Origin of the sequence: Geomesophilobacter sediminis (assembly GCF_016458275.1) — a bacterium.
Lineage (GTDB): Bacteria > Desulfobacterota > Desulfuromonadia > Geobacterales > Geobacteraceae > Geomesophilobacter > Geomesophilobacter sediminis.
Window position 1 is genome coordinate 114,032 of sequence record NZ_JAEMHM010000013.1, and the last position, 26,084, is coordinate 140,115.

The 26,084-nt window shown below is 63.0% G+C and carries 20 protein-coding genes; 13 read left to right on the plus strand and 7 right to left on the minus strand.

Going from position 1 to position 26,084, the window contains the following annotated elements; translation table 11 throughout:
• Positions 1–196: 196 nt before the first annotated feature.
• Positions 197–862 (minus strand): arylesterase, encoded by a 666-nt coding sequence (locus JFN93_RS16340; RefSeq protein WP_199385173.1) that lies wholly within the window; start codon positions 860–862, stop codon positions 197–199.
• Between the two features lie 444 nt (positions 863–1,306).
• Between JFN93_RS16340 and JFN93_RS16345 the strand changes: the two genes are divergently transcribed.
• The 5 genes from JFN93_RS16345 (at position 1,307) to JFN93_RS16365 (ending at position 8,274) form a co-directional block, all read left to right on the plus strand.
• Positions 1,307–2,728: a DegQ family serine endoprotease gene (locus JFN93_RS16345; RefSeq protein WP_199385175.1), complete on the plus strand. Its 1,422-nt coding sequence runs from the start codon at positions 1,307–1,309 to the stop codon at positions 2,726–2,728.
• A complete protein-coding gene (gene ubiG, locus JFN93_RS16350; RefSeq protein WP_236021773.1) occupies positions 2,706–3,554 on the plus strand; it encodes a bifunctional 2-polyprenyl-6-hydroxyphenol methylase/3-demethylubiquinol 3-O-methyltransferase UbiG in 849 nt (282 codons plus the stop codon). The genes JFN93_RS16345 and ubiG overlap by 23 nt, the downstream gene beginning before the upstream one ends.
• A 91-nt stretch (positions 3,555–3,645) precedes the next feature.
• On the plus strand, positions 3,646–5,493 hold the full coding sequence (locus JFN93_RS16355; protein ID WP_199385176.1) for an FAD-binding oxidoreductase: 1,848 nt from the start codon (positions 3,646–3,648) through the stop codon (positions 5,491–5,493).
• Positions 5,494–5,503: 10 nt separating this feature from the next.
• On the plus strand, positions 5,504–6,661 hold the full coding sequence (locus tag JFN93_RS16360; RefSeq protein WP_199385177.1) for an SDR family oxidoreductase: 1,158 nt from the start codon (positions 5,504–5,506) through the stop codon (positions 6,659–6,661).
• Between the two features lie 158 nt (positions 6,662–6,819).
• The gene (locus tag JFN93_RS16365; RefSeq protein ID WP_199385179.1) at positions 6,820–8,274 is read left to right on the plus strand and encodes an ammonia-forming cytochrome c nitrite reductase subunit c552; all 1,455 of its coding nucleotides are present in this window, start codon (positions 6,820–6,822) and stop codon (positions 8,272–8,274) included.
• Positions 8,275–8,475: 201 nt separating this feature from the next.
• Here the strand turns inward: JFN93_RS16365 and JFN93_RS16370 are convergent, their stop codons facing one another.
• Positions 8,476–8,859 (minus strand): hypothetical protein, encoded by a 384-nt coding sequence (locus JFN93_RS16370; protein WP_199385180.1) that lies wholly within the window; start codon positions 8,857–8,859, stop codon positions 8,476–8,478.
• Between the two features lie 320 nt (positions 8,860–9,179).
• Here JFN93_RS16370 and JFN93_RS16375 point away from each other — a divergent pair, with 320 nt between their 5' ends.
• The 5 genes from JFN93_RS16375 (at position 9,180) to JFN93_RS16395 (ending at position 14,346) form a co-directional block, all read left to right on the plus strand.
• Positions 9,180–10,181, plus strand: a complete 1,002-nt coding sequence (locus JFN93_RS16375) for a methyltransferase (protein WP_199385182.1) — start codon at positions 9,180–9,182, stop codon at positions 10,179–10,181.
• A 90-nt stretch (positions 10,182–10,271) separates the two neighbouring features.
• Entirely contained in the window at positions 10,272–11,045 is a 774-nt protein-coding gene (locus JFN93_RS16380; RefSeq protein WP_199385184.1) for a DUF1499 domain-containing protein, read from the plus strand.
• Between the two features lie 378 nt (positions 11,046–11,423).
• Positions 11,424–12,575, plus strand: coding sequence for an acyl-CoA dehydrogenase family protein (locus JFN93_RS16385; RefSeq protein WP_199385186.1), 1,152 nt, complete (start codon positions 11,424–11,426; stop codon positions 12,573–12,575).
• A complete protein-coding gene (locus tag JFN93_RS16390) occupies positions 12,572–13,864 on the plus strand; it encodes a thiolase C-terminal domain-containing protein (RefSeq protein WP_199385188.1) in 1,293 nt (430 codons plus the stop codon). Before JFN93_RS16385 ends, JFN93_RS16390 begins: the two co-directional genes overlap by 4 nt.
• A 2-nt stretch (positions 13,865–13,866) precedes the next feature.
• A complete protein-coding gene (locus JFN93_RS16395; protein WP_199385190.1) occupies positions 13,867–14,346 on the plus strand; it encodes a Zn-ribbon domain-containing OB-fold protein in 480 nt (159 codons plus the stop codon).
• Between the two features lie 319 nt (positions 14,347–14,665).
• Here the strand turns inward: JFN93_RS16395 and JFN93_RS16400 are convergent, their stop codons facing one another.
• Together JFN93_RS16400 and JFN93_RS16405 are read right to left on the minus strand one after the other, a co-directional pair.
• Positions 14,666–16,618: an acetoacetate--CoA ligase gene (locus tag JFN93_RS16400; protein ID WP_199385192.1), complete on the minus strand. Its 1,953-nt coding sequence runs from the start codon at positions 16,616–16,618 to the stop codon at positions 14,666–14,668.
• The gene (locus JFN93_RS16405; protein ID WP_199385193.1) at positions 16,615–17,901 is read right to left on the minus strand and encodes an NfeD family protein; all 1,287 of its coding nucleotides are present in this window, start codon (positions 17,899–17,901) and stop codon (positions 16,615–16,617) included. Before JFN93_RS16405 ends, JFN93_RS16400 begins: the two co-directional genes overlap by 4 nt.
• A gap of 529 nt (positions 17,902–18,430) precedes the next feature.
• Between JFN93_RS16405 and JFN93_RS16410 the strand changes: the two genes are divergently transcribed.
• Entirely contained in the window at positions 18,431–19,894 is a 1,464-nt protein-coding gene (locus JFN93_RS16410) for a tetratricopeptide repeat protein (protein WP_199385195.1), read from the plus strand.
• 73 nt (positions 19,895–19,967) lie between these two features.
• Here the strand turns inward: JFN93_RS16410 and JFN93_RS16415 are convergent, their stop codons facing one another.
• The 3 genes from JFN93_RS16415 to egtD all read right to left on the minus strand — a co-directional run bounded on the left by JFN93_RS16415 (position 19,968) and on the right by egtD (position 24,946).
• On the minus strand, positions 19,968–20,297 hold the full coding sequence (locus JFN93_RS16415) for a hypothetical protein (protein WP_199385196.1): 330 nt from the start codon (positions 20,295–20,297) through the stop codon (positions 19,968–19,970).
• Between the two features lie 63 nt (positions 20,298–20,360).
• Positions 20,361–23,768 carry an IscS subfamily cysteine desulfurase gene (locus JFN93_RS16420; protein WP_199385199.1) on the minus strand — a complete coding sequence of 1,136 codons (3,408 nt, stop codon included), beginning with the start codon at positions 23,766–23,768 and terminating at the stop codon, positions 20,361–20,363.
• Positions 23,769–23,920: 152 nt separating this feature from the next.
• Positions 23,921–24,946 (minus strand): L-histidine N(alpha)-methyltransferase, encoded by a 1,026-nt coding sequence (gene egtD / locus JFN93_RS16425; RefSeq protein ID WP_199385201.1) that lies wholly within the window; start codon positions 24,944–24,946, stop codon positions 23,921–23,923.
• Positions 24,947–25,201: 255 nt separating this feature from the next.
• Here egtD and JFN93_RS16430 point away from each other — a divergent pair, with 255 nt between their 5' ends.
• A complete protein-coding gene (locus tag JFN93_RS16430; RefSeq protein WP_199385205.1) occupies positions 25,202–25,711 on the plus strand; it encodes a DinB family protein in 510 nt (169 codons plus the stop codon).
• Between the two features lie 81 nt (positions 25,712–25,792).
• Positions 25,793–25,960, plus strand: coding sequence for a hypothetical protein (locus JFN93_RS16435; protein ID WP_199385207.1), 168 nt, complete (start codon positions 25,793–25,795; stop codon positions 25,958–25,960).
• Positions 25,961–26,084 lie beyond the last annotated feature (124 nt).

Consider the following 26,084-nt stretch of genomic DNA (forward strand, 5'->3'; position numbering starts at 1 on the left):
AGGACACGGACTTAGGTCTAAAAAGGCAGGTGCGTCAGGAACTTCTATCGAATGCGTGGAAGGCCCACAATTGCATATGTCCGTTGGTGCCCAATAAAACGGAACATTTTTACTTGAAACGATCGAAAAAAGCAAGAAAAGAGGGGGCCTTCAGGCTGATTTTTCCACCCTGCAGTCACAGGGCAAAATCACTGGTCTATTTCGCATCGCGTGCCTTTTCAATCGCTTGAACCACATAGGGATAAACCGTCTCCGTGACAATGCGGTATCCGGCCGCGGTGGGATGGACCAGGTCTCCCTGATTGAGAGCGGGATCTCCGGCAACGCGTTTGAGGAAGAACGGGATGACGATGATACGGTGTTTTTCGGCGACCCTGCGGTAGGCCGCTGCAAAGCTCCCTGCGTAATCCCTTCCCAGCGCCGGAAACATCTCCATTCCCGCCAAAACCACGACCACATGATCTTTTTGCAGCCGGGTGACGATGGTGTCGAGGTTGTTTTCGATCAGCTGCGGGTCGCTGCCGCGCATGCCGTCGTTGGCGCCCGATTCCAGGATCACGATCTCCGGGTGGAGTTTCAGGATCGAGTCGATCCGGGAGAGGGCGCCCCGGGTCGTCTCACCGCTCACCCCGGCATTGACGACCCGATACCGGTAGCCGGCCTGGCGCAGTTTCTTTTCCAAAAGGGCAGGATAGGCATCTTCTTTGGCGACCCCGAAACCGGCGGTCAGCGAGTCGCCGACCGCCACGATGGTCGGCTCGGCGGCCGCGCCCGCCTCCGGAAACGAGACGGAGAGGCATAGAAAAAGGGAGGTAACGAGGCGAAATACCTCGCAGTTTGCGGTCAAATTCATCGTCGGCATGATTGCTCCTTCCTTGCAGCCCGCTCCTTGGGGGCCTTTTTCCCTCCTCAGCGTCATAAGCGCCGGTTCGGTTTACAACCATTAAAAAATTATTACAATGGCCTGATCAAAATTTCCGAGGTTAACCATGACTACAGGACATGAGCTCCAGGAAAAGGTGGAACCCGACATCGCGCTCTGCCGTACGCAGCCGCTCGGAGTCCGGGTTCCGGGAAGTGATCAGGAAGTTTACTACTGCCTCATCGAGTTCCTCGATTGCAAATACATCAGGCCCTTCGGGTTTGATTGCCTTTGCCGGCATCCGGAGGCGGCGGCGTTTTGCCAGCGCGCGAGCCCGGTGTCTGCTTGATCCATCGGCCGCAACGGCCAACGGCGCGGATTGCAATAATAACAACCTACGGTACCCTACGACAGTGCCTGCTGAAGTAATTAAAGGAGAGCATGATGGCTACTCATAATTTCCCCTGCACCTTTTTCCGGACAGGCACCCTCATCATCCTGGGAATCTGGTTGCACCTGGTGGCGCTCTCGGTACCGGCCGGCGCCCAGGTGGGTTTCCCGCATTCGTTCGCCGATCTTGCCGAGCGGGTCCGTCCCTCGGTGGTAAACATCAGTTCCACCACCACCGTCAAGGTCCCGGGGAACCCCTTCCGGCATTATTTCGGTGACCGGGACGGGGGGAACTTCGACGAGTTCTTCAAGCATTTCTTCGGCGATACCCCGGACCGCGAGATGAAGCAGCAGAGCCTCGGTTCCGGGGTCATCGTCAGCCGGGACGGCTACATCCTGACCAACAACCATGTCGTCGAGGGGACCGGCGAGATCAAGGTGAAGCTCTCCGACGGGCGGGAGCTCAAAGCCAGGGTAATCGGCCGCGACCCGAAGACGGATCTCGCCCTGATCAAGGTAACCTCCGGCTTTGAAAACCTGCCGGTACTGACCCTGGGGGACTCCGAGAAGATGCGGGTCGGCGACTGGGTGCTCGCGGTAGGAAATCCCTTCGGGCTCGAACTCACCGTGACCCAGGGGATCATCAGCGCCACCGGTCGGGTCATCGGCTCCGGCCCCTACGACAACTTCCTGCAGACCGATGCGCCGATCAACCCCGGCAACAGCGGCGGACCGCTGGTCAACCTGCGCGGGGAGGTGGTCGGGATCAACACGGCGATCGTATCCGGAGGGCAGGGGATCGGCTTCGCCATCCCGAGCGATCTGGCCAAGTCGGTGATGACCCAGTTGCGGGAAAAAGGGAAAGTGACCCGGGGCTGGATCGGGGTCAGCATCCAGAGCGTTACCCCGGAGATAGCCAAGGCCTTCGGCATGAAGGATACCCGCGGCGCCCTGGTGGGAGACGTCATCCCCGAAGGCCCCGCCGCACGCGCCGGGATCAAGCGGGGCGACATCATCCTGGCCTTCGATGGCAGGCCGGTGAAGAGCTCCAACGATCTCCCCCGCGTCGTCGCGGAAACCGCGGTCGGGAAACAGGTCGAGGTGACGATTCTGCGCGACAAAAAAGAGATCCGCACGCCGGTCAAGGTTGCCGAACTGACCGATGCCCGCGCCGCCACCGGTGAGGCACCCGCGGAGGGGTACGGGATGAAGCTCTCCAACCTGGACGACCAGCTGCGCGAGCGTTTCGGCCTGACCGAAAATGCCGGGGTCGTGGTCACCGACGTCGCCTCCGGCAGCGTTGCCGACGATGCGGGGATCGAGGCGGGAGATGTCATCAAGGAAGTGAACCGGGTCCCGGTACGAAACCTCGCCCAGTACCAGGAACAGATCCGGAAAGGGACGAGTGGCGAGCCGGTCCTGCTCCTGGTGCAGCGCGGCAAGGAGACCTTCTATGTCTCCCTGCAGGCCCCGTAGCATGGCGGCGGTGCCGCAACGTATCTACGAGCGGATCGACAACGGGTTATATGACGACGAGTCCGACTCCTGGTGGGGGCCGGACTCGCCGTTTTTTCTCATGACCACCTCGCTCAACCCCGCCCGGGTCGGTTATCTGCGGCGGGTGGTAGGCCGGGCCCTGGGGCCCGATCTGGCCGGCAGGCGCGCCCTGGAAGTCGGGTGCGGCGGCGGAATCCTCTGCGAGGAGATCGCCCGGATGGGATTTGCCACGACCGGTATCGACCCGGCGGCCGCCTCGATTGCCGTCGCCTCCCGCCACGCCGCCGGTGCCGGTCTCGCTATCGACTACCTGCGGGGGAGCGGGGAGCGGCTACCCTTCGCCGATGGCGCCTTCGATGCCGTTTTTTGCTGCGATGTGCTGGAGCACGTCCGGGACCTTCCGGCGGTGATCTCGGAAATAGGGCGGGTCCTCAAGCCGGGGGGAATCTTCTGTTACGACACGATCAACCGGACCGTCGCCAGCTGGCTGATGGCGATCAAGGTCTCGCAGGAGTGGTCCCAATTCGCCTACCTTCCCCCGCGGCTGCACGTCTGGGAGATGTTCATCAAGCCGCAGGAGCTGCGCGGGCTTTTGGCGCAAAGCGGGATAACCTGGCGGGAACATCGGGGGCTGAAGCCGAACCGGCCGCTGTGGCAGGTGCTGTGGCAGCTGTACCAGAGGGCGCAGGGCAGGATCTCGATGACCGAGATGGGGAGCCGGCTTGGCCTGGTGGAGTGCGACTCGCTCCAGCTCATGTATCTGGGATACGGGGTGAAGCGAGGAGCAATGAGCAATGAGCCATAATAGAGGGCGAACTCAGCGACTCAACCCCATCCTCACCCCGACCCTCTCCTGGAAGGAGAGGGAGGTAACGGTGAATCAATAAGGAGCACCAATGGATTGTCTTGAGGTGAGCGCGGAACAGGCGCTGCAGATGGCGAAGGGGTGCCGTCAGTATGCCATGTGCAAGATCGACTTTCTGGGCACCGGAATCTGCGAGTCCGGTGCCGATCGACGCTTCGTCGCCTACTATCCCCAGGGAAGGATGCTCCTTTATGCCGCGCTGGCCGAAGGGAAGATACCCGTCACCGCACGGGCAAAGGAGATCGCCGATGGCTGCACCCTGTGCGGCAAATGCGATTACCAATGCTATTTCGTGACGGGGATGCGTCCCACCGCGGTGATGAGGGCGCTGAAACGGTTCGTCGTGGGGCATCCGCAGCCGGATCGCGCCGCTTCCGATGCCGATCCCCTGCTCGCTGAGATCCGCGCCATCGTCGGCTCCCGGTGGGCCGACAGCGATCCCGCGGTCACGGTTACTTATTCCACGGATCCCTGCCCGCTTGCCGACCAGCGCATTCCCCGCTACGTGGTCCTGCCCGAGTCGGCCGAACAGGTGGCGGCGCTCCTCGCCCTGTTCCGGGAACACGGCATTGCCTGGACCGTCCGGGGCAACGGCACCAATATCCTCGGTTTTGCCTTGGGGGACGGCGCCATCATCGACATGAACCGGATGAAGCGTATCGAGTTCGACGAGAAGAACTGGACGGCGCGCATCGGCCCCGGCGTTACCGCGTTCGAGCTCCAAAGCGAGGCGGTGCGGCGCGGCTACCGGGTCTGCGTCGCCGAAGGCGCCGCTTCGGTTATCTCCAGCATCATGACCTCCGGCATCCTTTCCCTGCTGTCGACCGCCTACGGCACCTGCGCGAGCAACGTGGTGGATGCCGAGTTCGTCTCCCGGGAGGGGAGGCGCTTTTCCCTGAACGACAAGGAGGCTCCCAACCTGTTCGCTTTCCAGATGACCGACCAGGAAAGCCGCTTTGTCTGCACATCCGCCACCATCAAGCTCCACCCGCGGAGCGACGACGAAGCGGGAGTCCTGGTCCCCTTCCAGGGCCTCGACGACGCCGTCGCCTTTGCCCGGGACTGCGCGGTGCGACGCATCGGTTTCGGGATCGGCATCCTGGGCGCCGAGTACGTCTCCTCATTCATCTCTCCGACGCAGGCGCAGGCGGTTACCGTGAAGGAGACCCTTTCAACGAAGCTCGGGATGGAATACCTCGTGGTCGTGCTGGGGGACCGCCATGCCCTCAGGTCGGTGGCGGATATGGGGCGCCCGTTGATCGACCAGAAGCTCTTCCGGACCCTCAACCTCGGTCTCAACGCACTGGGGGCGGCGGAATGGCTGGAACTCCTTACCGAGGTCTCCCAGGAGGAACCATTTTCCTATCTCAAGATCCAGGGCTTCAGCGAACTGGCCGAAACCGCGCTGGGTCCGTCCCCGGAGGCGCTGCTTAAGGAGGTCGATCCCGATCTGCGCTCTTTCTATGCCGAGCTTTACGCCGGTAGCGAGATGACCGACCTGGTCTGGCTCAACATGTTCCGGGTCACCAGTTCCCGCATCGGGCGGGAAAAGCATTTCTTTCCGATCCTGGTGTATTTGCCGCTCGAAGCGGAGCTCCTTGGCGTCCTGGTCCGCGAGTTCGCCGCAATTGCCGCGAAACACGGGATCAAGCACGATCTCGGTTTCATCACCCCGGTGGACGACGGGAAACGTTGCATGTTCGAGTACGACTACTTCGTCGATCACACCGACCCGGCGCAGATCGCCGATTTCCGGGTGGCGGCCGGCGAGGTTGGAGCGGTGATCGAGAAGTACGCCGCGAAGACCGGGACCATCCGCTGGTTGCGCTACCTGCTGCACCAGGGGGTCTGCCGGATGGAAAACCTGCTCTACTGCTAAGGGGGCGACCATGACCGACTCGAACGAAACCATTGTCATGACCGGTGCCACCGGGTTTCTGGGCAGCCATCTCATGGCGGCGCTGGTCCAGCGGGGGGACCGGCTCATTATCCTGGGGCGGCCGCAGGGGACGCGGCCGCTGCGGGAGCGGGTCGATGCCCTGCTGGCATCGTTGGGGGCCACACCGAAGAAGCACCAGGTCGACGTGCTGGAAGCCGATTTTTCCGACCCTTCGTGCGGGCTCAACTGGCACCAATACGCCGGCGTCTGCCTGAAAGCCACCCATTTTCTGCACTGCGCCTCCGACACCCGGTTCTCCGAGACGAACCGGCTGGCCTCCATCCAAACCAACGTCCGAAGCCTCGCATCGATCATCGAGCTCGCCCGCCGCAGCCGCGCGGCCTACTTCCACTACGTATCCACCGCCTACGTCTTTGGTGCCGAGACCTCCAGCTGTCCCGAAGCTCCGGTGATCGCGGCAAGGCACGCCAACGTCTACGAGGAGACCAAGGCGTGGGCCGAGCGCGACGTCGCCGAGGAGTGCAGCCGGCTCGGCATTCCCTACACCATCCTGCGCCCCTCCATCGTTTACGGGGACTCCCGCACCGGGCAGGCGACCCGCTTCACCGCCCTTTACCACCACGTCCGTTCTCTGAGCGCCATCCGGGACATCTATCTGAAGGAGATCCGGGAGCTGGGGGGGGAGAAGGCCCGCCGGCACGGCATCTACCTTGACGCTGACGGGACCCTGCACCTTCCGCTGCGTATCCATCTCCCCCGGAGGGGGTCCGTGAACCTGATACCCATCGACTACTTCGTTGCCGCGGTGCTGGCGGTGCTGGATCGGCCCGACAGCGACACGATCTACCATCTGACCAGCAACCGCCCCGTATCCATGGAAGAGCTGGCGTGCTACTGCGAGCGGTTTCTCAACATTCGCGGGATCAAGGTTCACTACGGTCCGGCCCCGGAAGGATTTGCGCCCAACCCGGCGGAGGCGCTTTTCGACAAGTTCGTGGAACCGTACCGGCCGTACCTGTCCGACATCCGCAATTTCGAGCGCCGCCACACCGATGTCGCCACCGAGGGAATCGATCCTCCCGAACTTACTTACGACGTCTTCGAACGCTGCATGGCGTTTGCCGCCGGGGCGAACTGGGGAAGGTAACGACTCGATTGCACCTTTCTTACAAAATTCATGCTTCCTTGACGTTAGTCAAAGAACTGATGTTTTTGCCCTGATAATCTGCCCCCCGGATTATTGGGACCGGATTGGTCCAATGGCATAGAGACGAACGTGGACACAACAGCAAAGGGAGGGAACGGATGAACAAACTGGTAACGAGAAGTGGGATCGCCGCGATGTTTGTCGTTGCGGCACTGTGGGCGGGATGTTCGCAGCAAAAGGTCGAGCCGATGAAGGCGACGGAGATTCCGGAAGGGACCATCGACCCGGCTGCCTGGGGCAAGGTCTACCCGGTCGAGTACGATATGTGGAAGTCGACCGGCCAGCCGACCCCGGCCGGAAAGAGCCGCTACAAAAAAGGGTACGACGTCGGTGAGGCGCGCCCGGACAAGCTCGACGAATATCCATTCCTGGCCCTTCTCTACAACGGGTGGGGCTTCGGGTCCGAGTACAAGGAACCGCGCGGCCACTACTTCATGGTCCAGGACCAGCTCGAAGTTGATCCGGGCCGGATCAAGGCGGGCGGTTCCTGCCTGACCTGCAAGACTCCGTATGCCCCGACGCTTCAGAAGCAGATGGGCGGGGCATATTTCTCCACCCCGTACAAGGAAGTCCTGGCCCGGCTGCCCAAGGACCAGCAGACCCTCGGCGTCGCCTGCATCGACTGCCACGACAGCAAAGGGATGAAACTGCGGATCTCCCGCGGGTTCACCCTCGGCAAGGCGCTCCAGGCGATGGGCGTCGACGAGAGCAAGCTCACCCAGCAGGATATGCGCACCCTGGTCTGCGCCCAGTGCCACGTCAGCTACTGCATCCCGAAGGATAAGGAGATGCATTCCACCGACGTGGTCTTCCCGTGGGCCGGCAGCAAGGTCGGCAACATCAGCATCGAAAACATCATCAAGTTCATCAAGAGCAACCCGGCCAACGGCGAGTGGACCCAGAGCGTTACCGGCTTCAAGCTCGGCTTCATCCGTCATCCGGAATACGAGCTCTATTCCAACAACAGCCCGCACTGGAACCAAGGGGTCACCTGCGCCGACTGCCACATGCCGCAGGTCACGGTCAACGGCCAGAAGGTGGCGGACCACCGCGTCATGAGCCCGCTCAAGGCCGACCTGAAGGCGTGCGCCGCCTGCCACACCGAGACCCCCGACCAGCTGCGCCGGAAGATTTTCGAGATCCAGGACGCCACCATGAGCCTGTACCTGCGCACCGGTTACCAGACCGCTACCGTGGCCAAGATCTTCGAAATCGCCAACCATGCGGCCGCTGCCGGCAAGCCGATCGACCGTTCCTTCTACAACGAGGCACGCGAGCAGTACGAGCAGGCCTTCTACCGGCTGATCTTCATCGGTGCCGAGAACTCCATCGGCTTCCACAACCCCGGCGAGACCATGCGCGTTCTCAACGACGCGGCGCGCTTTGCCGCCTCTGCCGAGGTGACGCTGCGGCTGGCCCTGAACCGGGCCGGCATCGAGGTCCCGGCCAAGGTCGACCTGGAGCTTACCAAGTACACCAACAACCGCGGCCAGAAAAAACTCATGTTCCACCCGGAGCACGAGATCAAGGTCCCGGCTCCGGAGAAGAAGTAACTCCATCCTCCAAAGGCCATTCCCTCCCCTTCACGGGGGAGGGATCCTTGGTGAAGGGAGCGCCAATAAAAAAAGGCCACATCGAAAGATGTGGCCTTTTTCCTTTCAGGACCGACGGTTTGGGAGGTTTTGGAAGGCATTTGAAGTGTTGGCTGCCCGCCGGCACCGAAAGAAACTCTTCAGCCCCCTGATTCCAGCGCCCTACTGCCCGCCGCCGTAGGAGCCGCCGCCGGCGGGGCTGCCCGTGTCGGAGCCGGTGCTCCCGCCCGGCGCGCCGGGGGTGCCGCCGGTGCCGCTGGGGGTGCCACCGCTGGTGCCGCCCATCGTGCCGGAGGTGCCGGTGCTCCCCGGACCCATGCCGGAAGTGGCACCTTGCTTCGATTTTGCTTTCTTCTTGGATTTTTTATGCGCTTTTTTGTGTTTCTTATGCTTCTTGGTCGGCTGGGTCTGCTGCATCTGGTTCCCGGTGCTGCCGGCCGTCTCGCCGGTATTGGTGGTGGGGGAGGTATCGGTCTGGGCGAAGACGATGGATGCCAGGGATACCGCGACGATTGCCGAGACTACAGAAGATAGAACCTTTTTCATCTCCAAACCTCCGTTTTTATAAAAGTGCCTGTTTCGCTCCAAGATTAAGCAAACCTAATGCCATGATGGCGGCAGGTGCGTAAGGTTCGGTAATCCTGGTGGACACCGTGCGGGGACAGGATACGAAGCCGCATTAGCGTGCCTTAAATAATCCACCCCCTGCCTCATTTGAGGTGGCAGCGCCTTGACTTGCGGGCAATCCTCTGTACACTGACTAACCCGGCGGCACGTCTCATTAGATTGACGGGCTCCAACGAAATTGACATCCCACCTCGCAAAGGTGGATGCTGAAAGAAAATGCAGGAAAAGGAGAGCAAGCCTTGGAAAACAGATCCTGGACCCCAGCGCAACTTCTCGAACTCTCCGGCAGTTACTGGAGCACCTGTGCCCTCCATGCCGCCGTCAAGCTCAAGGTCTTCACCTGCGCCGCGACGCCGCAAGCCGCGACCGAAATCGCGCGCAAATGCGGCTGCGATCTCCGGGGGCTCACCATGCTGCTCAACGCGATGTGCGGCCTGGGCCTGATGGAGAAGTCGGGCGACACCTACGTGAACACCCCCTTTGCCAACGAATACCTGTCCCAGTCGTCTCCCAAGTATCTCGGGCACATCATCATGCATCACCATCACCTGGTTGCCAGCTGGGGGCGGCTGGACGAGGCGGTCCGGACCGGCTCCAAGGTCCGGGTTCCTTCCTCCCATGACAGCGACCCTTCCGAGCAGGAAAGCTTCCTGATGGGAATGTTCAATCTCGCCATGCAACTTGCCCCGAAGATCGTGCCGCAGATCGATCTGAAGGGACGGCGCCGGCTGCTCGACCTCGGCGGCGGTCCGGGAACCTACGCGATTCACTTTTGCCGGGAGAACCCCGAGCTGAGCGCGGTCATCTGCGATCTCCCCACGACCCGCGCTTTTGCCGAGAAGACGGTGGCGAGCTTCGGCCTCTCGGACCGGATCGAGTTCGTCGCGCGGGACTTCGACACCGACGAGCTGCCGCGCGGGTTCGATGTCGCCTGGCTCTCCCACATCCTGCACAGCTGGGGACCGGAAGGGTGCCGGCAGCTTTTGAAAAAGGCGGTAAAGACCCTGGAGCCGGGGGGATTGATCCTGGTGCAGGAGTTCGTCCTGGACGACACCAAGGACGGTCCGCTATTCCCGACCCTGTTCTCGCTCAATATGCTGATCGGTACCTCCCAAGGTCAGGCCTACAGCGAGGGGGAACTGAAGGATCTCCTCTCGGAAGCGGGTGTCACCTATGTGAGGCGGATTCCCCTGCAACTGCCGAACGGCTCCGGCGTCATCGGGGGCGTGGTCAAGGGATAGCAAGCGCCTCGGGTGCCGTGGTCGCAACCCGAAAGCAGCTGCAGCTTTCCCGGTATTTGGGCACCTTGGAAGGATGGTAAGGGGGCTCATATGGAAAACGACACTCAGCGCGCGAAAAGTTCACGTCCGACCGGCATATACCTGGCGTTTGCCGTGATCGGATCGCTTCCGGCCGTTGCCTTGGTCGCGGCCGGGTTCGGCACCCGGTTCGGACTTTGGCAATTCCGCACCGGTTTCGCCATCCTCAAATATGCCGCCGTGGCCGGCGCCGTAACCGCGCTTCTCGGTCTCATCTTCGGCATCATCGCCATCCGCCAGGAATGGCTGCGGGGCGTGCTCATTTCCCTGGTCGCGATCGCCTGTGGGGTTCTCGCCTTCGGCCTCCCGTTCTCCTGGAAGATGAATGCCATGCGTTATCCGAAGATCCACGATATTACGACCGATATCGCCACCCCGCCGGAATTCGACGCCGTCATCCCCTACCGGGGCGGTCCGGTTCCCTATCCGGGTGCATCGGTTGCCGTCCAGCAACGGGAGGCGTACCCGGACATCAGGACCCTCGTCCTTCCGGTTCCCGCCGAGCAGGCCTTCAAGCACGCGGTTGGGGAGGTGCAGGATCTCGGCTGGCAGATCGTCGCCATGGATCCGGTCCACGGCAGGATCGAGGCAACCGATACGACCTTCTGGTTCGGCTTCAAGGATGACGTCGTCATCCGGATCACCCCCGCCGGGAAGCGGTCCCTTCTGGACATCCGTTCGGTATCGCGGGTCGGCATCAGCGATGTCGGCACCAATGCCCAGCGGGTCCGGAACTTCATCCGCGCCATGTCCCGGCAGTTCCCGGTTCAGTTGCCGATGTCCTGATCTCGCCTGCCTTTATGACTGGTGCACGTCCTTTTCTAAGGTGAGAGCGCCTTTCCAGGCGCGATCCGCCGAAGGCGGCGCTAGGGGGTCCTCCCGTTTACTCGCTTGGGAAGGCGCTCCCACTTGGTCGGCCGCTACCTCGCATTCAGCTAGACCCGATCGCGACCGCAACGTCGCTCCGGCAGGAAATCCCCTCCGCGGTCATTCCCCTTCACTCACCCTCGGTGAGCCCTTTCGGTAACGCCCCCAATCTTTTCCCCACACATTGAGATGCTGAAGTTGCCCATTATAATTGGTGCACCGCGGCGGATGCTGCTTTTAATGTTAACGCACTGACCGCGGTACTCATTAACTAGAAGCATCCGGAGGGGAGCACCGATGAGCCTGGAGTTAAACGACGAACAGCTGAAACTGAGGAACCTGGTTCGGGAGTTTGCCCGTTCCGAACTGGCGCCCGGGGCAGCACAACGTGATGCCACCGGCGAGTTCCCGGCCGACCAGATTCGGACCCTGCAGCAGATGGGCTTTTTCGGGTTGATCTTTCCGACCCGGTTCGGCGGGGGAGGGCGCGACTTCGCGAGCTACGTGATCGTGGTGGAGGAACTGGCCCGGGTGGATGCTTCCATTGCCATTACGCTGCTGGCCCATACCTTGTGTGCGACGCACATCGATCTTTTTGCCTCCGAGGAACAGAAGGAAAAGTATCTCGCGCCGCTGGTGAGCGGGCGGCAGCTCGGCGGCTGGGCCCTTTCCGAGCCGGATGCCGGAAGCGATGCCGCCGGTATCCGCACCATGGCGGTGGCCGACGGTGAGGGATGGCGCCTGGACGGCAACAAGTACTTCATTTCCAACGGTTCCCGGGCCGGCACTCTCGTGGTGATGGCGGTGACCGATCCCGCCGGGACTTCCGGCAAACTTTCCGCCTTCATCGTCCCCGGGGATGTCGAGGGGCTTGGTAAAGGGAAGAACCTCGACAAACTCGGCTACCGGGCCAGCGACACGGTGGCGCTCATGTTGCGGGCGGTGCGGCTCCCCAAGGAAAACCTGATCGGGGCCCAGAACCAGGGATTTCACCAGGCGATGCACGTGCTCGATGCCGGTCGGGTGGGGATCGCCGCGATGGCGCTGGGGATCGGGCGCGCCTGCCTGGAAGACAGCCTGACATACCTCAAGAAGCGAAACGCCTTCGGGCACCCGATCGCCGAGTTCCAGGCGCTGCGTTTCATGATCGCGGACATGGCGACGGAACTGGATGCGGCGCGCCTTTTGGTGATGCGGGCGGCGCAGATGAAGGACCGCGGGATACGTTTCACCAAGGAGGCGTCGATGGCGAAGCTCTACGCTTCGGAAGCGGCGACGCGCGCCGCGCTGAAAGCGGTCCAGATGCATGGCGGCTACGGCTATACCAGGGCCTTTGCCGTGGAACGTTACCTGAGGGAGGCCAAGTTGTGCGAGATCGGGGAGGGGACGTCCGAGATCCAGCGGACCATCATCTCCCGGGAGATGCTTGGGGAGGGGGGAAAGCCATGAGACCGGTCTACATGATATCGGGGGGGATCACCAAGTTTGCCAAGGCCCACCCGCAAAGCGATTTCCGCAAGATGGTGGCGGACGCCTTCGAGTATGCCCTTGCCGATCTTCCCGGCCTGAGCCGGGATGCCATCGACGGCAGCGTCTGCTCCTATTTCTCGGACCACTTTACCCGGCAGCTCATGGCGGGGGCGATGGTCCAGGACTACCTGGGGCTCGATCCCAAACCGTCGCGCCGGGTCGAGGGGGGCGGGGCGACCGGGGGGCTCTGTTTCCAGTCCGCCTGGGAATCCGTCGCTTCCGGCAGGCTCAACTGCTGCCTCGCCATGGGGTTCGAGACCATGGGGCGGGTGAACACCTGGAAGGGAAACGAATTCATCGCCCTTGCCTCCGACACCAACTTCGACTTCCCGGTCGGCGGCTTCTATTCCGGTTACTATGCGATGATGGTCCAGCGCCACATGCATGAGTTCGGGACCACGGTCGAGCAGATGGCGAAGGTCTCGATCAAGAACCACGCAAACGCGCTGTACAACCCCTACGCCCAGCGCCCCGGGAAGCTGACCATCGACGAGGTCCGCTCGGCGCTGATGGTGGCCACACCGCTCACCCTTCTCGACATCTGCCAGATGTCGGAAGGTGCCGCGGTGGTGGTGCTCGCTTCCGAGGAGGTGGCCCAGCGGTTCGGCGGGACCCCGGTAAAGGTCACCGGGGTAGGGAGCGGGACCGACGCGATGCGGATGGCGGACCGCCCGCACGGCAAGGTGATCCTCCTCCCGCACGAGACCGAAGAGGAGTATGCCGACCTCAAGTATCCCGGCGTCCACTCCTTCCGGGGCGGCCGGATGGCGGCGAAGCTTGCCTACGAGATGGCGGGCATCGGGAACCCGGGGGAAGAGCTCGATTTCGTCGAACTGCACGATGCCTACACCTCCTCCGAGATCCAGACCTGCGAGGATCTCGGGCTTTGCCGTTACGGCGAAGGAGGGAGCTACGTCGACTCCGGGGCTCCGTTTCTCCCCAACCTCGACTACGGTCTTTCCTTCTCCGGTTCGGAGCAGTGGCCCCGGCTTCCGGTCAACCCGTCGGGGGGGCTTTTGGCCTGCGGGCATCCGGTCGGGGCGACCGGCCTGATGCAGGCGGTGTTCGCCTTCTGGCAGTTGCAGGGGACCATCGGCAAGCACCTGCGCGATACCACCCTGCAGATCCCGGACGCTCGGCGCGGGCTCATCCACAGCCATGCCGGCACCGGAACCTACATCACCGTATCGATCCTGGAGAGGGTGTAACCATGGACAAACATTACCAACTGCCGGAGACCCAGGACGGAACCGTTCTTTTCAATACCGATCCCATCATCCAGAAATACCATTACGAGATCGACTACCTGCACAGCTACGCGCAGGACTCCCCTTTTTTCGTCGGGCTGTCCCAAGGAAAGCTCCTGGGAAGCCACTGCACCTCCTGCGGGAGGCGCTTTGCCACCCCGCGGGGCATCTGCATGGAGTGCGGCGGCAAGACTGAATGGTTCGAACTGCCGCGGGAGGGGAGGGTCCATACCTTCACCACCTGTCACTTCGGTGGCGAAGCCTTTTTGAAGGAGACCCCGTTCACCCTGATCCTGGTGGAGTTCGACGGGGTCGACACGCTGTTTTTGTCCCGGCTGGTGGGCGCGGAGCCAGAGGAGGTCTACATCGGCATGCCGGTCTGGGCGCGGTTCATCCGCAACAGCAAGTTCAAACCGACCGACGTCTATTTCGTGCCGCGCTGACCTTCGGCAGGCGCTCCCGCCCCCCGTCTTGGCAGGAGGGGCGCGGCAAAGCCGCCGATAGCCCCAGATGCCGATCCGGGCCGGACCGGCGCATACCCGGTGGGAACGCGCTTCCGGGCGCGATTGACGACATCATCGAGCTGGAATCGGAGAAAAGGGGATATCGCCTGCGGAGGCGGTCGGCCCAGGTTGTTGCGTGGCGTTCAAGACGGAGTTGGTGGGGAAGGGAAAGAAGGGTCTTAAGGAGAGATGGATCCGATACCGTAGGGGCGCAGCATGCTGCGCCCTTTTTCATCATCGAGATTGCCGGCTACTCAAATCAACTCTGCAACTCTTTCAGATCCCGGAACAGCTCCAGCGCCTCCGGATTGGCGAGCGCCTCGCGGTTCGGGACCGGCTCCCCGTGGATCGTCTGGCGCACCGCCAGTTCCACCTTCTTCATGTTCCGGGTGTAGGGGATGTCCGCCACCGCCAGGATCTTCGCCGGAACGTGCCGTGGCGAAAGCTGCTCCTTGATGGCCCGCCGGATCCGCTCCTGCAGATCCTCGCTCAGCTCCCCGCCGGCAAGTTTTAAAAAGAGGATCACCCGCTCATCCCCCTCCCAGCGCTGGCCGACGGCCAGGCTATCCGCCACCTCCGGAAAGGTTTCCATAAGTCGGTAGAGCTCGGCGCTTCCGATCCTCACCCCGCCGGGATTGAGGGTGGCGTCGGAGCGTCCGTGGATAATCATGCTGCCGGTCTCGGTGAGGGTGCACCAGTCGCCGTGGGTCCAGACCCCCGGGAATTTTTCGAAATAGGCCCGGCGGTACTTGCTGCCGTCCGGGTCGTTCCAGAAATAAAGCGGCATCGAAGGGAAGGAGGCCCGGCAGACCAGCTCGCCTCCCTCACCGACCACCGGTTCCCCTTTCGCGTCGTAGACCTCTACCGCCATGCCGAGTCCGCGGCACTGCAGTTCGCCCGGGTACACCGCCCCGATCGGGTTCCCCAGAGCGAAACAGCCGTTGAGGTCGGTGCCTCCGGAAATGGAAGCCAACTGGAGGTCGTTCTTCACCTCCCGGTAGACGTAGCGGAAGGTCTCTTCGGATAGGGGGGAGCCGGTGGAAAGGACCGCGCGCAGCCGGGTGATATCGAAATGCCGGCCGGGCCAGGGGAGGGTGCGCTGCAGGTTGGCGAGGTAACGCGCGCTGGTGCCGAAAACGGTGATTCCCTCGTCGGCCGCCAGCCGCCAGAGCACCCCGGGGTCGGGATGGAAGGGGTGTCCTTCGTATAAAACGATGGTGGCGCCGACCGCAAGCGATGTCACCAGCCAGTTCCACATCATCCAGCCGCAGGTGGTGAGGTAGAGGATGGTATCGTCCCGGGTGAGATCGGTATGGAGCACCAGTTCCTTTAACTGCTGCATCAGGATTCCGGCCGCCCCCTGCACCATGCATTTGGGGGGTCCGGTGGTCCCGGAGGAGTACATGATGTAGAGCGGGTGGCTCGCCGGGAGCTGGGCAAACGATAGGTCCGAGCCGGCGGTCCCGGAGGTAAAGTCCCGCCACGTGGTGGAGCGCGGCACGCCGCCGCTGCCGCCATCGTCGACGAGCTGCGGCACCAGCACCACCTGCTCGATTTCCGGGATCCGCTCCACGATCTCGGCGAGCCGGTCGCGAATGTCGAACTCCTTGCCGCCGTACCGGTATCCGTCCGTGGCAAAGAGAACCCGCGGCCCGATCTGTCCGAAACGGTCCACCACTCCCTGGGTCCCGAAATCGGGGGAGCAGGAGGACCAGGTCGCCCCGACGCTGGTTGCCGCAAGCATGGCGATCACGGTCTCCGGGAGGTTCGGGAGCAGCGCCGCCACCCGGTCTCCCGGCCCGATCCCGGCGCGCCGCAGCGCTTGGGCTACCCGCGCCACTGCAGCGTAAAGCTCGGCATAGCTCAGGCGGGAAAGCTCTCCGCTTTCGGTGCCGGACACGATGGCGGTCCGATCGTCCCGGTAGCGGAGGAGGTTTTCGGCGAAATTGAGCCGGGCACCCTCGAACCAGCGCGCCCCCGGCATCCGTCCCGGGTCGTCCACGACCGAGTCGTACCGCTTGGAGGCGATGATGCCGAGGAAGTCCCAAAAATCGGCCCAAAACGAAGCAATCTCGCTCACCGACCAGTCGTAAAGCTCGCCGTAGCTGGAAAACCGGCTGCGGTGCCGCTCGTTGACCAGGCGCATGAAGCGCATCAGGTTGCTGCGCTCGACCCGTTCCGGGGAAGGTGTCCAGATCGGTTGCTTTTTCATGGCACGGTACCGTTTCGTTTCCGGACCGTCACCTGCAGCCCCTCGACCCCGACCACCTCGACCGGTTCACCGCTGCGGATCGCCTCGTTGCTCCGGGCATTCCAGTACTCGCCCCGGATCAGGACCTTGCCCTGGGCGCCAACGTCGGTTTCCGCCACCCCTGCAGTGCCGATGAGCCCTTCGGGACCGGTGATCGGCCGCTGGCGGTGCGCCTGGACCGCCTTGGTTATGACCAGCGTTACGAAGAGGGCGGTCGCCAGGCAGGTCAGTGCGATGATCCAGCGCGAGACCCGGAGATACGGCTCCGGGGATGGAAAGAGGAGGAGCGAGCCGAGAATGAAGGCGATCGCCCCGCCGATGGCCAGGATGCCGTGCGAGACGATCTTGATCTCGGCGATGAAGAGGACGAAGGCGAGCAGGATAAGGAGAAATCCGGCGTAGTTGACCGGCAGGGTTTGGAAGGCGAAAAAGGCGAGGATCAGCGAGATGCCGCCGATGACGCCGGGGAAGATGGCGCCGGGGGTGGAGAGTTCGAAGAAGATGCCGAGGATCCCCAGGAGCATCAGCACGTAGGCCACGTCAGGGTTCCCGATGGTGTTGAGGATGCGGTCGCGGTTCCCCATCGGGTGCAGGACCACCTTGGCCCCCGAGAGTCTGAGCACGGTTTCCCGGCCCCCCTTCACGATGCGCCGGCCCTCCAGTTTTTTGAGGAGATCGGTCCGGTCGGTGGCGATGAGGTCGGTCACCTTCTCCTGGAGGGCACGCTCGGCGGAGACCGAGATGCTTTCCCGCACCATCTTTTTGGCGAGTTCCACGTTGCGTCCGCGGTTGCGGGCGATCCCCTCCACGTACGCCTCGGCATCGTTGAGGATCTTCTCCTCCATGACTTTCTCGACCTTTTGCCCCATGGTGACCGGGTGCGCCGCGCCGATGTTGGTTCCCGGCGCCATGGCGCAGATGGCGGCGGAAAGGGCGATCACCGCACCGGCCGAGGCCGCCCGCGCCCCGGAGGGGGCCACGTAGACCGCCACCGGCACCTTGGCGGCGAAGATCTCCTTCACGATGCCGCGCATCGAGGAGTCGAGCCCGCCCGGGGTGTCCATCTCGATGAGCACGAGCCGGTCGCCCCGGTCGGCGGCGCTCTGGAGGTTGGCCGTGAGGTAGGCGGCGGTTGCCGGGTTGATCGGCCCGTCTACGGTGAGTACCGCCACCTCCGAGGGCTGCGCCGCGCCCAGCAGAAAACTCACGAGCAGTATCAGTGCGCATGCCAGGATCATTTTCATCAGGTTTGGCCTTTCTTGATGTTCCTGAATTCCGTCTCGTCCCTGTCATGAGCCGTTCCAGGATCGAGAAAGTCTATCCACGCCCCCGACTGTGTCAAACCGGGTGCAGATACAAGAACGGCAGTTCTCGATAAGAGAGCTGCCGTTACTGTCTGCCCTGTATCAAAGGTCATGGACCTCATTTTTTACCCCGTGCCGTGGACGAGGTTTTTCTGGCCGCAGTGATATGCCCCCCGATCGGTTTGCCGCCGCTTCTCCCTCTCATCTGAGCCGGGCTTTTGGCAGCTACTGACATACCTTTGGGCGCTTTGGTGCTGCTGCCGCGCTTCATACTGCCGATGCTTTCTTTGGAATGTCTCATTTTGCCACCCCCCTTCCTTACAACTAATGCTTTGCCTAGCTCCCTACCTGCATGATAGCATAGGGAGCGAAAAAAGCCTCATGCTGCCTGCTGTGAGAGTTGCGGGAGATTGTTCCCGGCAGCGTTATTTGGAACCGGTCGCTTGACCTACCTGTGAAAAGGAAGTCTATGAGATATCTGTCAGTTAGTGCCGTCCTTTCCTGCACCATCCTCTGTTCCTCGCTCGCCGCCCACGCCGAGAGCACGTACTACAAGGGTGACCTCGAGATAGTAAAAGTGTCCGGCAATGCCTGCGGTGACATGACCCCCGGCAAGAAGCTCCCCATGGAGATGGTGCTGCAGCATGAAGGGGACAGGATCCTCGCCTACTTCACCGCTCCGGACATCCAGATGGGGAAAGTCACCGGAAAAGACCCCGCCACGCTCGACATCGAATACCCGGATCCCTCCGGGGGGACCGGTCATCGCATCTCCCTCCAGGAGAACCCGCGCGGGTTGACCGGGGTGATGCACGAGGCGCCCCTGCCGCCGGATGGCAAGGGATGCAACTTCGATACGGCGACCCTCAACCTGATCCGCAGCACCGATAAGGACGGGGCAGATGTGTTCAAGAAGAGCGCGGGCAGGTTCGATGCCCAGCAAAGCTACAATGCCGCGCTCGAAGCGTACTCCGCCGGCAAGGTCGAGGCCTCGATCAGCGGATTTGAAAAGACGATCCGGATCCTGGAAGAAACGCAGGGGGTCGATTCGGACGGGGTGCTCGATCCCTGTCTCTATCTCTCCGTCGCGTACTGCGCGGTGGGGCGTTACGACGAGGGATACCGCCTCCAGGACAAGGCGTTCGGCATTCCCAAGGAGAAGGACAAGCGCCAGTTCCTGCGCAACGGCGCCCTGGTGAAGCTCTTCAACTCGCAGGTCGAGCGGCTGATCCAGGAAGGAAAGTACGACGCCGCGCTGACCCTGCTCGACCACGCTGCCTCCCGTTACCCTGATCTGGCCGGTTTGCAGGCCTCCCGGGCGGTTATCCTGGTCGGGCTCCGGCGTGCGCCGGAGGCATGCAAGGAACTGGAAAAGGCCCTGAAAGAGGATCCCAAAAGCGATGTCCTCAAGGAATCGCTCGCCTGGTGCCTGACCCAGCAGGGGCACGAGCGCTACACCGCCGAGGACGTGGATGGCGCGGTCGCCTTGTACCGCCGGGCGTACTTGCTGAACCCGAAGAACATCGAGTCGGTGCGGAGCATCCTCGCGGCCCTTTTGTCCAACAAGCGGGTCGCCGAGGCCGATACCTTCTTCCGGGCCAACGCCGCCGCGCTGGCCAAGACGCTGCCGCCGCACCATTTCAACGCGATCAAGGGATCGTTTTTGCGCGAAGAGGCGATTCTGGTCGAGAAGGAAGGAAAGCTGCAGCAAGCCGAGGAGCTGTACCGCGAATCGCTCAAGGTTTCCCTGGATCCCTCGGTCCCGGCCACCGACCTGGCGCGGCTTTTGACCAAGGCCCGGCGCTTCCCCGAGGCCGAGAAAATGCTGACCGAACAGCGCAAGCTCTGCAGCACCGATCCCTGCCGCAATGCCATCGACGCCTCGCTGGAAAAAGAGGCGGAAATGAACCGGCTGGTGTCGCGGATGCAGTAGCGAATAAAAGACCCGGGGGAGGCCACTCTCCCGGGTCTTCTCGTCTTGCTCCCTTCCCCCCTGCCGCCAGGCTTTACTTCTCCTCGACCGGCTCCTCCTTGCGTTCAACTTTGGGCTCCGGGTAATCCTTTTTGATGATGTTCACGATCCGTGTCACGCACTCCTGCATCGGCATCCCCAGGTCGGCAATGAAGTTGCGCCGCCTCGATTCCCTCAGCTCCCGGTAGCGCCGGGTCAATTCCAAACGCCCCAACGAATGCACCGATTCCGCTGCCATCTGGCGATGGTCGGGATGCTCACAGTGGATGCTGAACCCGAACTTCGCCGCATAGGGGCAGGACGGTTCCTCCTTCAGGCATCCCGAGTGTTCCTCGCATATCGGCTTTACCACGCATCTGCTCATCGTATTTTCCTCCGTCTGTACCGGGATTGGTGGTTGGCCGCAGCCGGTGGCGGTTCCGGAGCCTCACCGGCACGCCACGAAACGGACCGCGCTGCGGGTTTCGGACAGGATCTCTTGCAGGCTTTGCAACAGGTAGGCGATGTCGTCGGCGCCGGTTTGGGCGCCGAGGGAAAAACGGATCGAGCAGTGGGCCTGGTGCGGGGTAAGCCCCATCGCCAGCAGTGCCGGCGACGGATCGGGATGACCCGATTTGCATGCCGACCCGGACGAACAGGCGATCCCCTTGCGGTCCAGGAAGAGGACCAGCGACTCGCCGCGGATCTCGGGCAAGGTCAGGTTGAGGGTGTTGGCCAGCCGCGCCTCCCGGGGACCGTTTCGGGTCGCCCCCGGCAAAAGCCTTGCCACCCCTTCCTCCAACCGGTCGCGCAGTTCGGCCAGCCGCTGCTCCTCTCCGGCGTTGAGCCGCTGTACCGCAAGCTCTACCGCGCGGCCGAACCCGACGATCCCCGGCACGTTCTCGGTGCCCGCCCTGAGGCCGCGTTCCTGGCCACCGCCCCAGATCAGCGGGGCTACCGGGACGTCTTTGCGGATGTAGAGCGCTCCCAGCCCTTTGGGGCCGTGGAGCTTGTGGGCCGATACCGAGAGGAGGTCCACCCCGAGATCCTCCACGTCGACCGGGATCTTCCCCAGCGCCTGGACGGCGTCGCAATGGAAAAGGGCGCCGGATTCGTGGGTGATTTCGGCGAGTTCCCGGACCGGCTGGATCGCCCCCGTCTCGTTGTTGGCGAGCATCACCGAGACCAGCAGCGTGTCGGGGCGGAGCGCCTCCTTGAGCGCTTGAGGATCCACCGTGCCGTCGGGGCGGACCGGGAGCAGGGTGAAGAGATAGCCTTCGCGCTGCAGCGCCCGGCAGGGGGCGAGGACGGCGGGATGCTCGACAGCGCTGGCGATGATATGGTGACGCCCCTCGTCGCAGCCGTGCAGCACCCCGAAGATGGCGAGGTTGTTGGCTTCGGAGCCTCCGCCGGTGAAGACGATGCGCCGGGCGGTGCAGTTGAGCGCCTGCGCCAGGACCCGGCGCGCCCCTTCCACCGCGGCACGGGCCCGGCTCCCGGACGAGTGGATGCTGGAGGGGTTGCCGCACTCGGCGGAAAGGAAGGGGAGCATCGCCTCGCGCACCTCGGAGCTCACCTCGGTGGTGGCGTTGTTGTCCAGGTAGACCTTTCTTCCCGGCTCGCGCGGTTCGGCACGGTGCAGCGCCACCGGTTTTTCCCGAGTGCCGCGGATTGAAGGAGCCGAGCGGTCCCGGGCCCCGCGCTCTTCCTTGCGCACCCGGCAAAGGAGCGTCTTGTACACCGGGAAGCCGGAAATGGGGTCGAAACGCCCCAGGTCGGTCAGTTCATTTACGTTGCATTCGCGCCACGGTGCGGACCCGAGCGGCCCCCCCCCTCCCATCGCGGCGTCGATCGCCCCCCGGACGATGTCGGGGGTGACCCGCGCCGTGAACCGCGCCGCACCGCGCGGGCTCTCCACCAGGACCCGGTCCCCATCCGAGATTCCCAGTTCCCATGCGTCCTGGTCGTTGAGCGTCACCGGCGGTTCCGCCAGGTGCTGCGCCAGCCCCGGTACGCCATGGTGCTGGGTCCGGAAGTCGTAATAGGTGCGCGTCCCGGAGTTGAAAACGAGCGGATAATCCCGCGCCAGTTCCGGTGCCGCCAACGGTCCCTCGGCCGGCTCGGTGTAGACGGGGAGGGGATCATAGCCGTTTTCGGCAAGGATCGAGGAGGCGATCTCGAACCGGCCGCTCGGGGTGTTGAACCCGGCGGCACCGTCGGGTCGCAGCAGCCCCTTTTCCCACTTCTTGTATTGCATGAGCACCGGTTTCAGCCGGGCCTCCCCGTCGTTGGCGCGAACCTCTTCCAGATCGAACCCGGTCCCCTCCAGGGCGAAGCGGAGCAGATCCTCCTCGCTTTGGGGGTAACGGTTGCCGTAACCCAAGCGCCGGGCCAGTTCGGCCAGGATCAAAAAGTCGTTACGGGCCTCCCCCTGCGGCTCGACCAGGCGCTCACGGATCTTGAAAAGGGGGCCGTAGCGCATGTAGGAGACGTTTTCGAAATAGGTGGTGGCGGGAAGGACGAGGTCGGCGTAGGCGGAATCGGCGGTGTGATAGCGGTTGATGGTCACCAGAAAGTCCAGCGAGCCCAGGGTCTTCTTCCATATTTCCGGCCTGGGCCACGCGGTGATGATCGAGCCCCCCAGGACCGCGAGTGCCCGGATCGGGTAGGGGGATCCGCTAAGCACCGCATCGGGGAGTGCTATCGCATGGGATTCGCCGCGATAGGCGCTGTAGACCGGGAACCGGTCCCGGCCCAGGGCCTTCTTCAGGTCCGGGTTGGGGATGAGGCGGGAGCGGTTCTGGGGAAAGATGTTTTCCTTCATCCGGAAGAGAAGCCCGCCCGGGACGTCGAGTTGCCCGGCCAGGGCCCACAGGGTGAAGACGGCACGGATCGCCTGGACGCCGCTGTCGGAATACTCCAGTCCCGAGTACATCACCGGCGACGCCCCGCGCGAGGTAGCCAGGGACCGCGCCAGGGAGCGCACCGTCTCCTCGGGGACGCCGGTGATCCCTGCCACGACCTCCGGACGATAATGCTGGACCATCTGGGCCAGCTCGTCGAAGCCCACCGTCCAGTTGCGGGCGAATTCCTCGTCGTAGCTCTCCTCTTCGATCAGGACGTTGATCATCCCCAGCGCGAGCGCGCCGTCGGTGCCGGGGCGGATCGGAATCCATTCCGCTTCGGCTTCCCGGGCGGTTTCGTTGCGACGCGGATCGATGGCGATGATCCGGGCGCCCCGTTCGCGGGCGCGCAGCACCTGCTGGTGGGCGAGGGGAGGGGAGTCGGTGGCGGGGTTCGCCCCCCAAAGGACGATCAGCTCCGCCTGCTCCAGGTCCGTTTCCATGGTGACCAGCATCTCGCCCATGGTCAGGTGGGGGGCGATCATGGCAAAGGACACGTAGCAGAGCGCCCCTACGCCGAGGGTATTGGGCGAGCCGAACGGGAAAAGGACGCTGGAGGCGGAAGAGACCGCGACGTCGGCGGGCTGGAAGATGTCGCATAAAGCCATGTCGAAACTGCCGCGTCCGGTGTAGATGGCCACCGCTTCGGGGCCGGACTCGGACTTGATCCGGTTGAACCGCTCCACGATCAACTGGTAGGCGTCGTCCCAACTGATCGTCTCGAACTCGTAATTACCTTTCGGGCCCTTGCGGCGCTGGGGATAGAGGACGCGGTCCGGGTCGTGGACGATTTCCGGCGCGCGGCTGCCGATGCGGCAGATCATCCCCAAGGGGTGCCCTTCCCGCGGCTCGACCCGGACCAGCCGGCCGTTTTCCAGGGTGACGGTCACGAAGCACCCCGCCGGGCAGATCCCGCAAAGCCCGTTGGTAACCCCGTCGGTAATGCAAGGCATGGTGCCTCCTTTAAAGTAGGTCTCGTTGCGGAACCGAAAGGCGACCGTTCCGGGCCCTCCCGGCAGGCTTTTTCCGTTTCGCGACGAAGCGTTACCTGCCAGCCGGCTCCCGTTACAGTGAAGGGGGGAAGGAAGGGATCGGATCCGCCCCTTCAGATCCGGCGCAGCAGCACCAGCGCGTACCATTTCCGGTCGTCGGTAAAGGTCGCTTCGCAGTGCAGACCGAAGGATTCCAGGTAGGGGAGAACGGCCTCCAGGGAATACTTGCGGCACCGTTCCACCTCGATCGCCTCCCCGGCCCGGATCGGGAACCGCTGGCCCAGCTGCGAGACGGTGATCACCTGAGAGGCGGTGAACTGGGCCTTGATCTCGACTTCCTGCTGGTCCGGGAGATAGCGGGCCACGTGCTGGATCGAATCCACGTTCAGGCGGCTCCCCAACTCCCGGTTCATCCGGGCGAAGATGTTGCGGGTGAAATCAGCCGTGATGCCGGCGGCATCGTTGTAGGCCCGCTCGATGACCTCGGGATCCTTGGCGAGATCCAGGCCCAGGAGGAGAAAATCGTCCGCGGAGAGGGAGGCGGCCAGGGCGCCGAGGAAGACGGAGGCATGGCCGGGGGAGAAATTGCCGAGACTGCTCCCCAAAAAGAGGACCAGCAGCGGCGAAAGTTCCCGGAAGAGCGGAAAGGCACAGCGGTACTCCGAGTTCACCGCGATGACCAGCACGGAGCTGAAGGTGGATTCGATGAGGCGACAGGCTCCGGAGAGGGCGCTTCGGCTGACGTCGATGGGAACGTAGCGGACCCGGTCCCCGCGCTCCAGCCACGCCTGGAGCAGGATTCTGGTCTTGAGGGAACTTCCCGAACCAAGCTCGGACAGTGTTACCGCACCGGTAATCGCCCGGATGGCCTCGGCATGGGCGGCAAGGAGCGCGGTCTCGGTGCGGGTGAGATAGTATTCCGGCTGCTCGGTGATCCTTTCGAAAAGTTCGCTGCCGGCGCGGTCGTAGAGAAAGCGGCACTCAAGACGTCGGGGGCGGGCCGCCAGCCCCTCCACGGTGGAGTAGGCAAAGTCGAAAACCGGGTCCTGGCCGGCGTCACCGTCGAGGATCGCCGTAGTGTTGGATGCCACGGCGCGGCGAAAGCTTTCACAGATCGAAATCCTGGTGTAGGCATCCATGGGCAGGTTCCTTGGAAGCTTAGGTGTAGCTAATGAAATGAAAAAACAGAGACGAAGTCTACAACAGCCGCTGCTTCGTGCAACCGCGCCTTTGCATGAGGCTAACGTGCCGGAAATGGGAATGAATGCCGTACCGCGGCGGCGCGCCGGGAAAGGATTGCCCGGGCTTGCGTCCTGCGCAGTATCGGCAGGTGAGCGTCGGGGAAGGTGGTAGACTGTGCCGGTTGCCGGAACGTCCGACCGAGGAGGTAGACCATGGAAAGGGAGCAGCAAATGCGCAAACAGCTGATGCAACTTCTGGAGGGAGGGAATGCCCACATGACCTTCGAGGAGGTGTTGGAGGATTTCCCCCTGGCGCATATCAACACGAAGCCGCCCAAGACCCCGTATTCGTTTTGGCACTTCGTCGAGCACATCAGAATCGCGCAGTGGGACATCCTGGCATTCATCCGCAACCCGAGGCATGTCTCGCCCAATTATCCGGAAGGATACCGGCCGGCGCCGGACGCGGTAGCCAGCGAAGCCCAGTGGCAGAAAAGCATCGCATCGGTCCAGGCGGACCTGGAGGCCCTGAAGAAGATGGTGCACGATCCCGGCGTGGATCTTTTCGCCCCCATTCCGCATGCCCCCGGCTACACCGTGTTCCGGGAGGTACTGGTGGCCGCTTGCCACAACTCCTACCATATCGGCGAAATAGCCTTGATGCGGCAGGTGCTCGATCTGTGGCCCGAGGGAAAGAAATACCTGACCGGACGGCCGGACTGACCGGGAATTCTATGGAATTACCGCGCCTTGGGATGCTAGTATGAAATGGTGGTTAAAAAACGTTCATGGAGGTGGGGAGAGATGAAAACGCAACCGGGCGAAAAACTGGTTTGCGCCAGTTCGGAATGCAGTTCCGAACTGACCGTTGCCAAGACCTGCAACTGCAACCCGGACGGCTCCGCGTGCGACGTGGAAGCGACCTGTTGCGGTCAGCCGATGGTCCATCTGGAGCGGCAGCAAGAGAAATAACCGTCTTTCCACGCGGCAAGCGTGTTGATCATAGTAATGAAAAGCCCCCGGAATCCTTGGGGGCTTTTCTTGTCCACGCGGCGCCTCCGGCCATGTATATGAAATTTATACGTACCCATTGGTC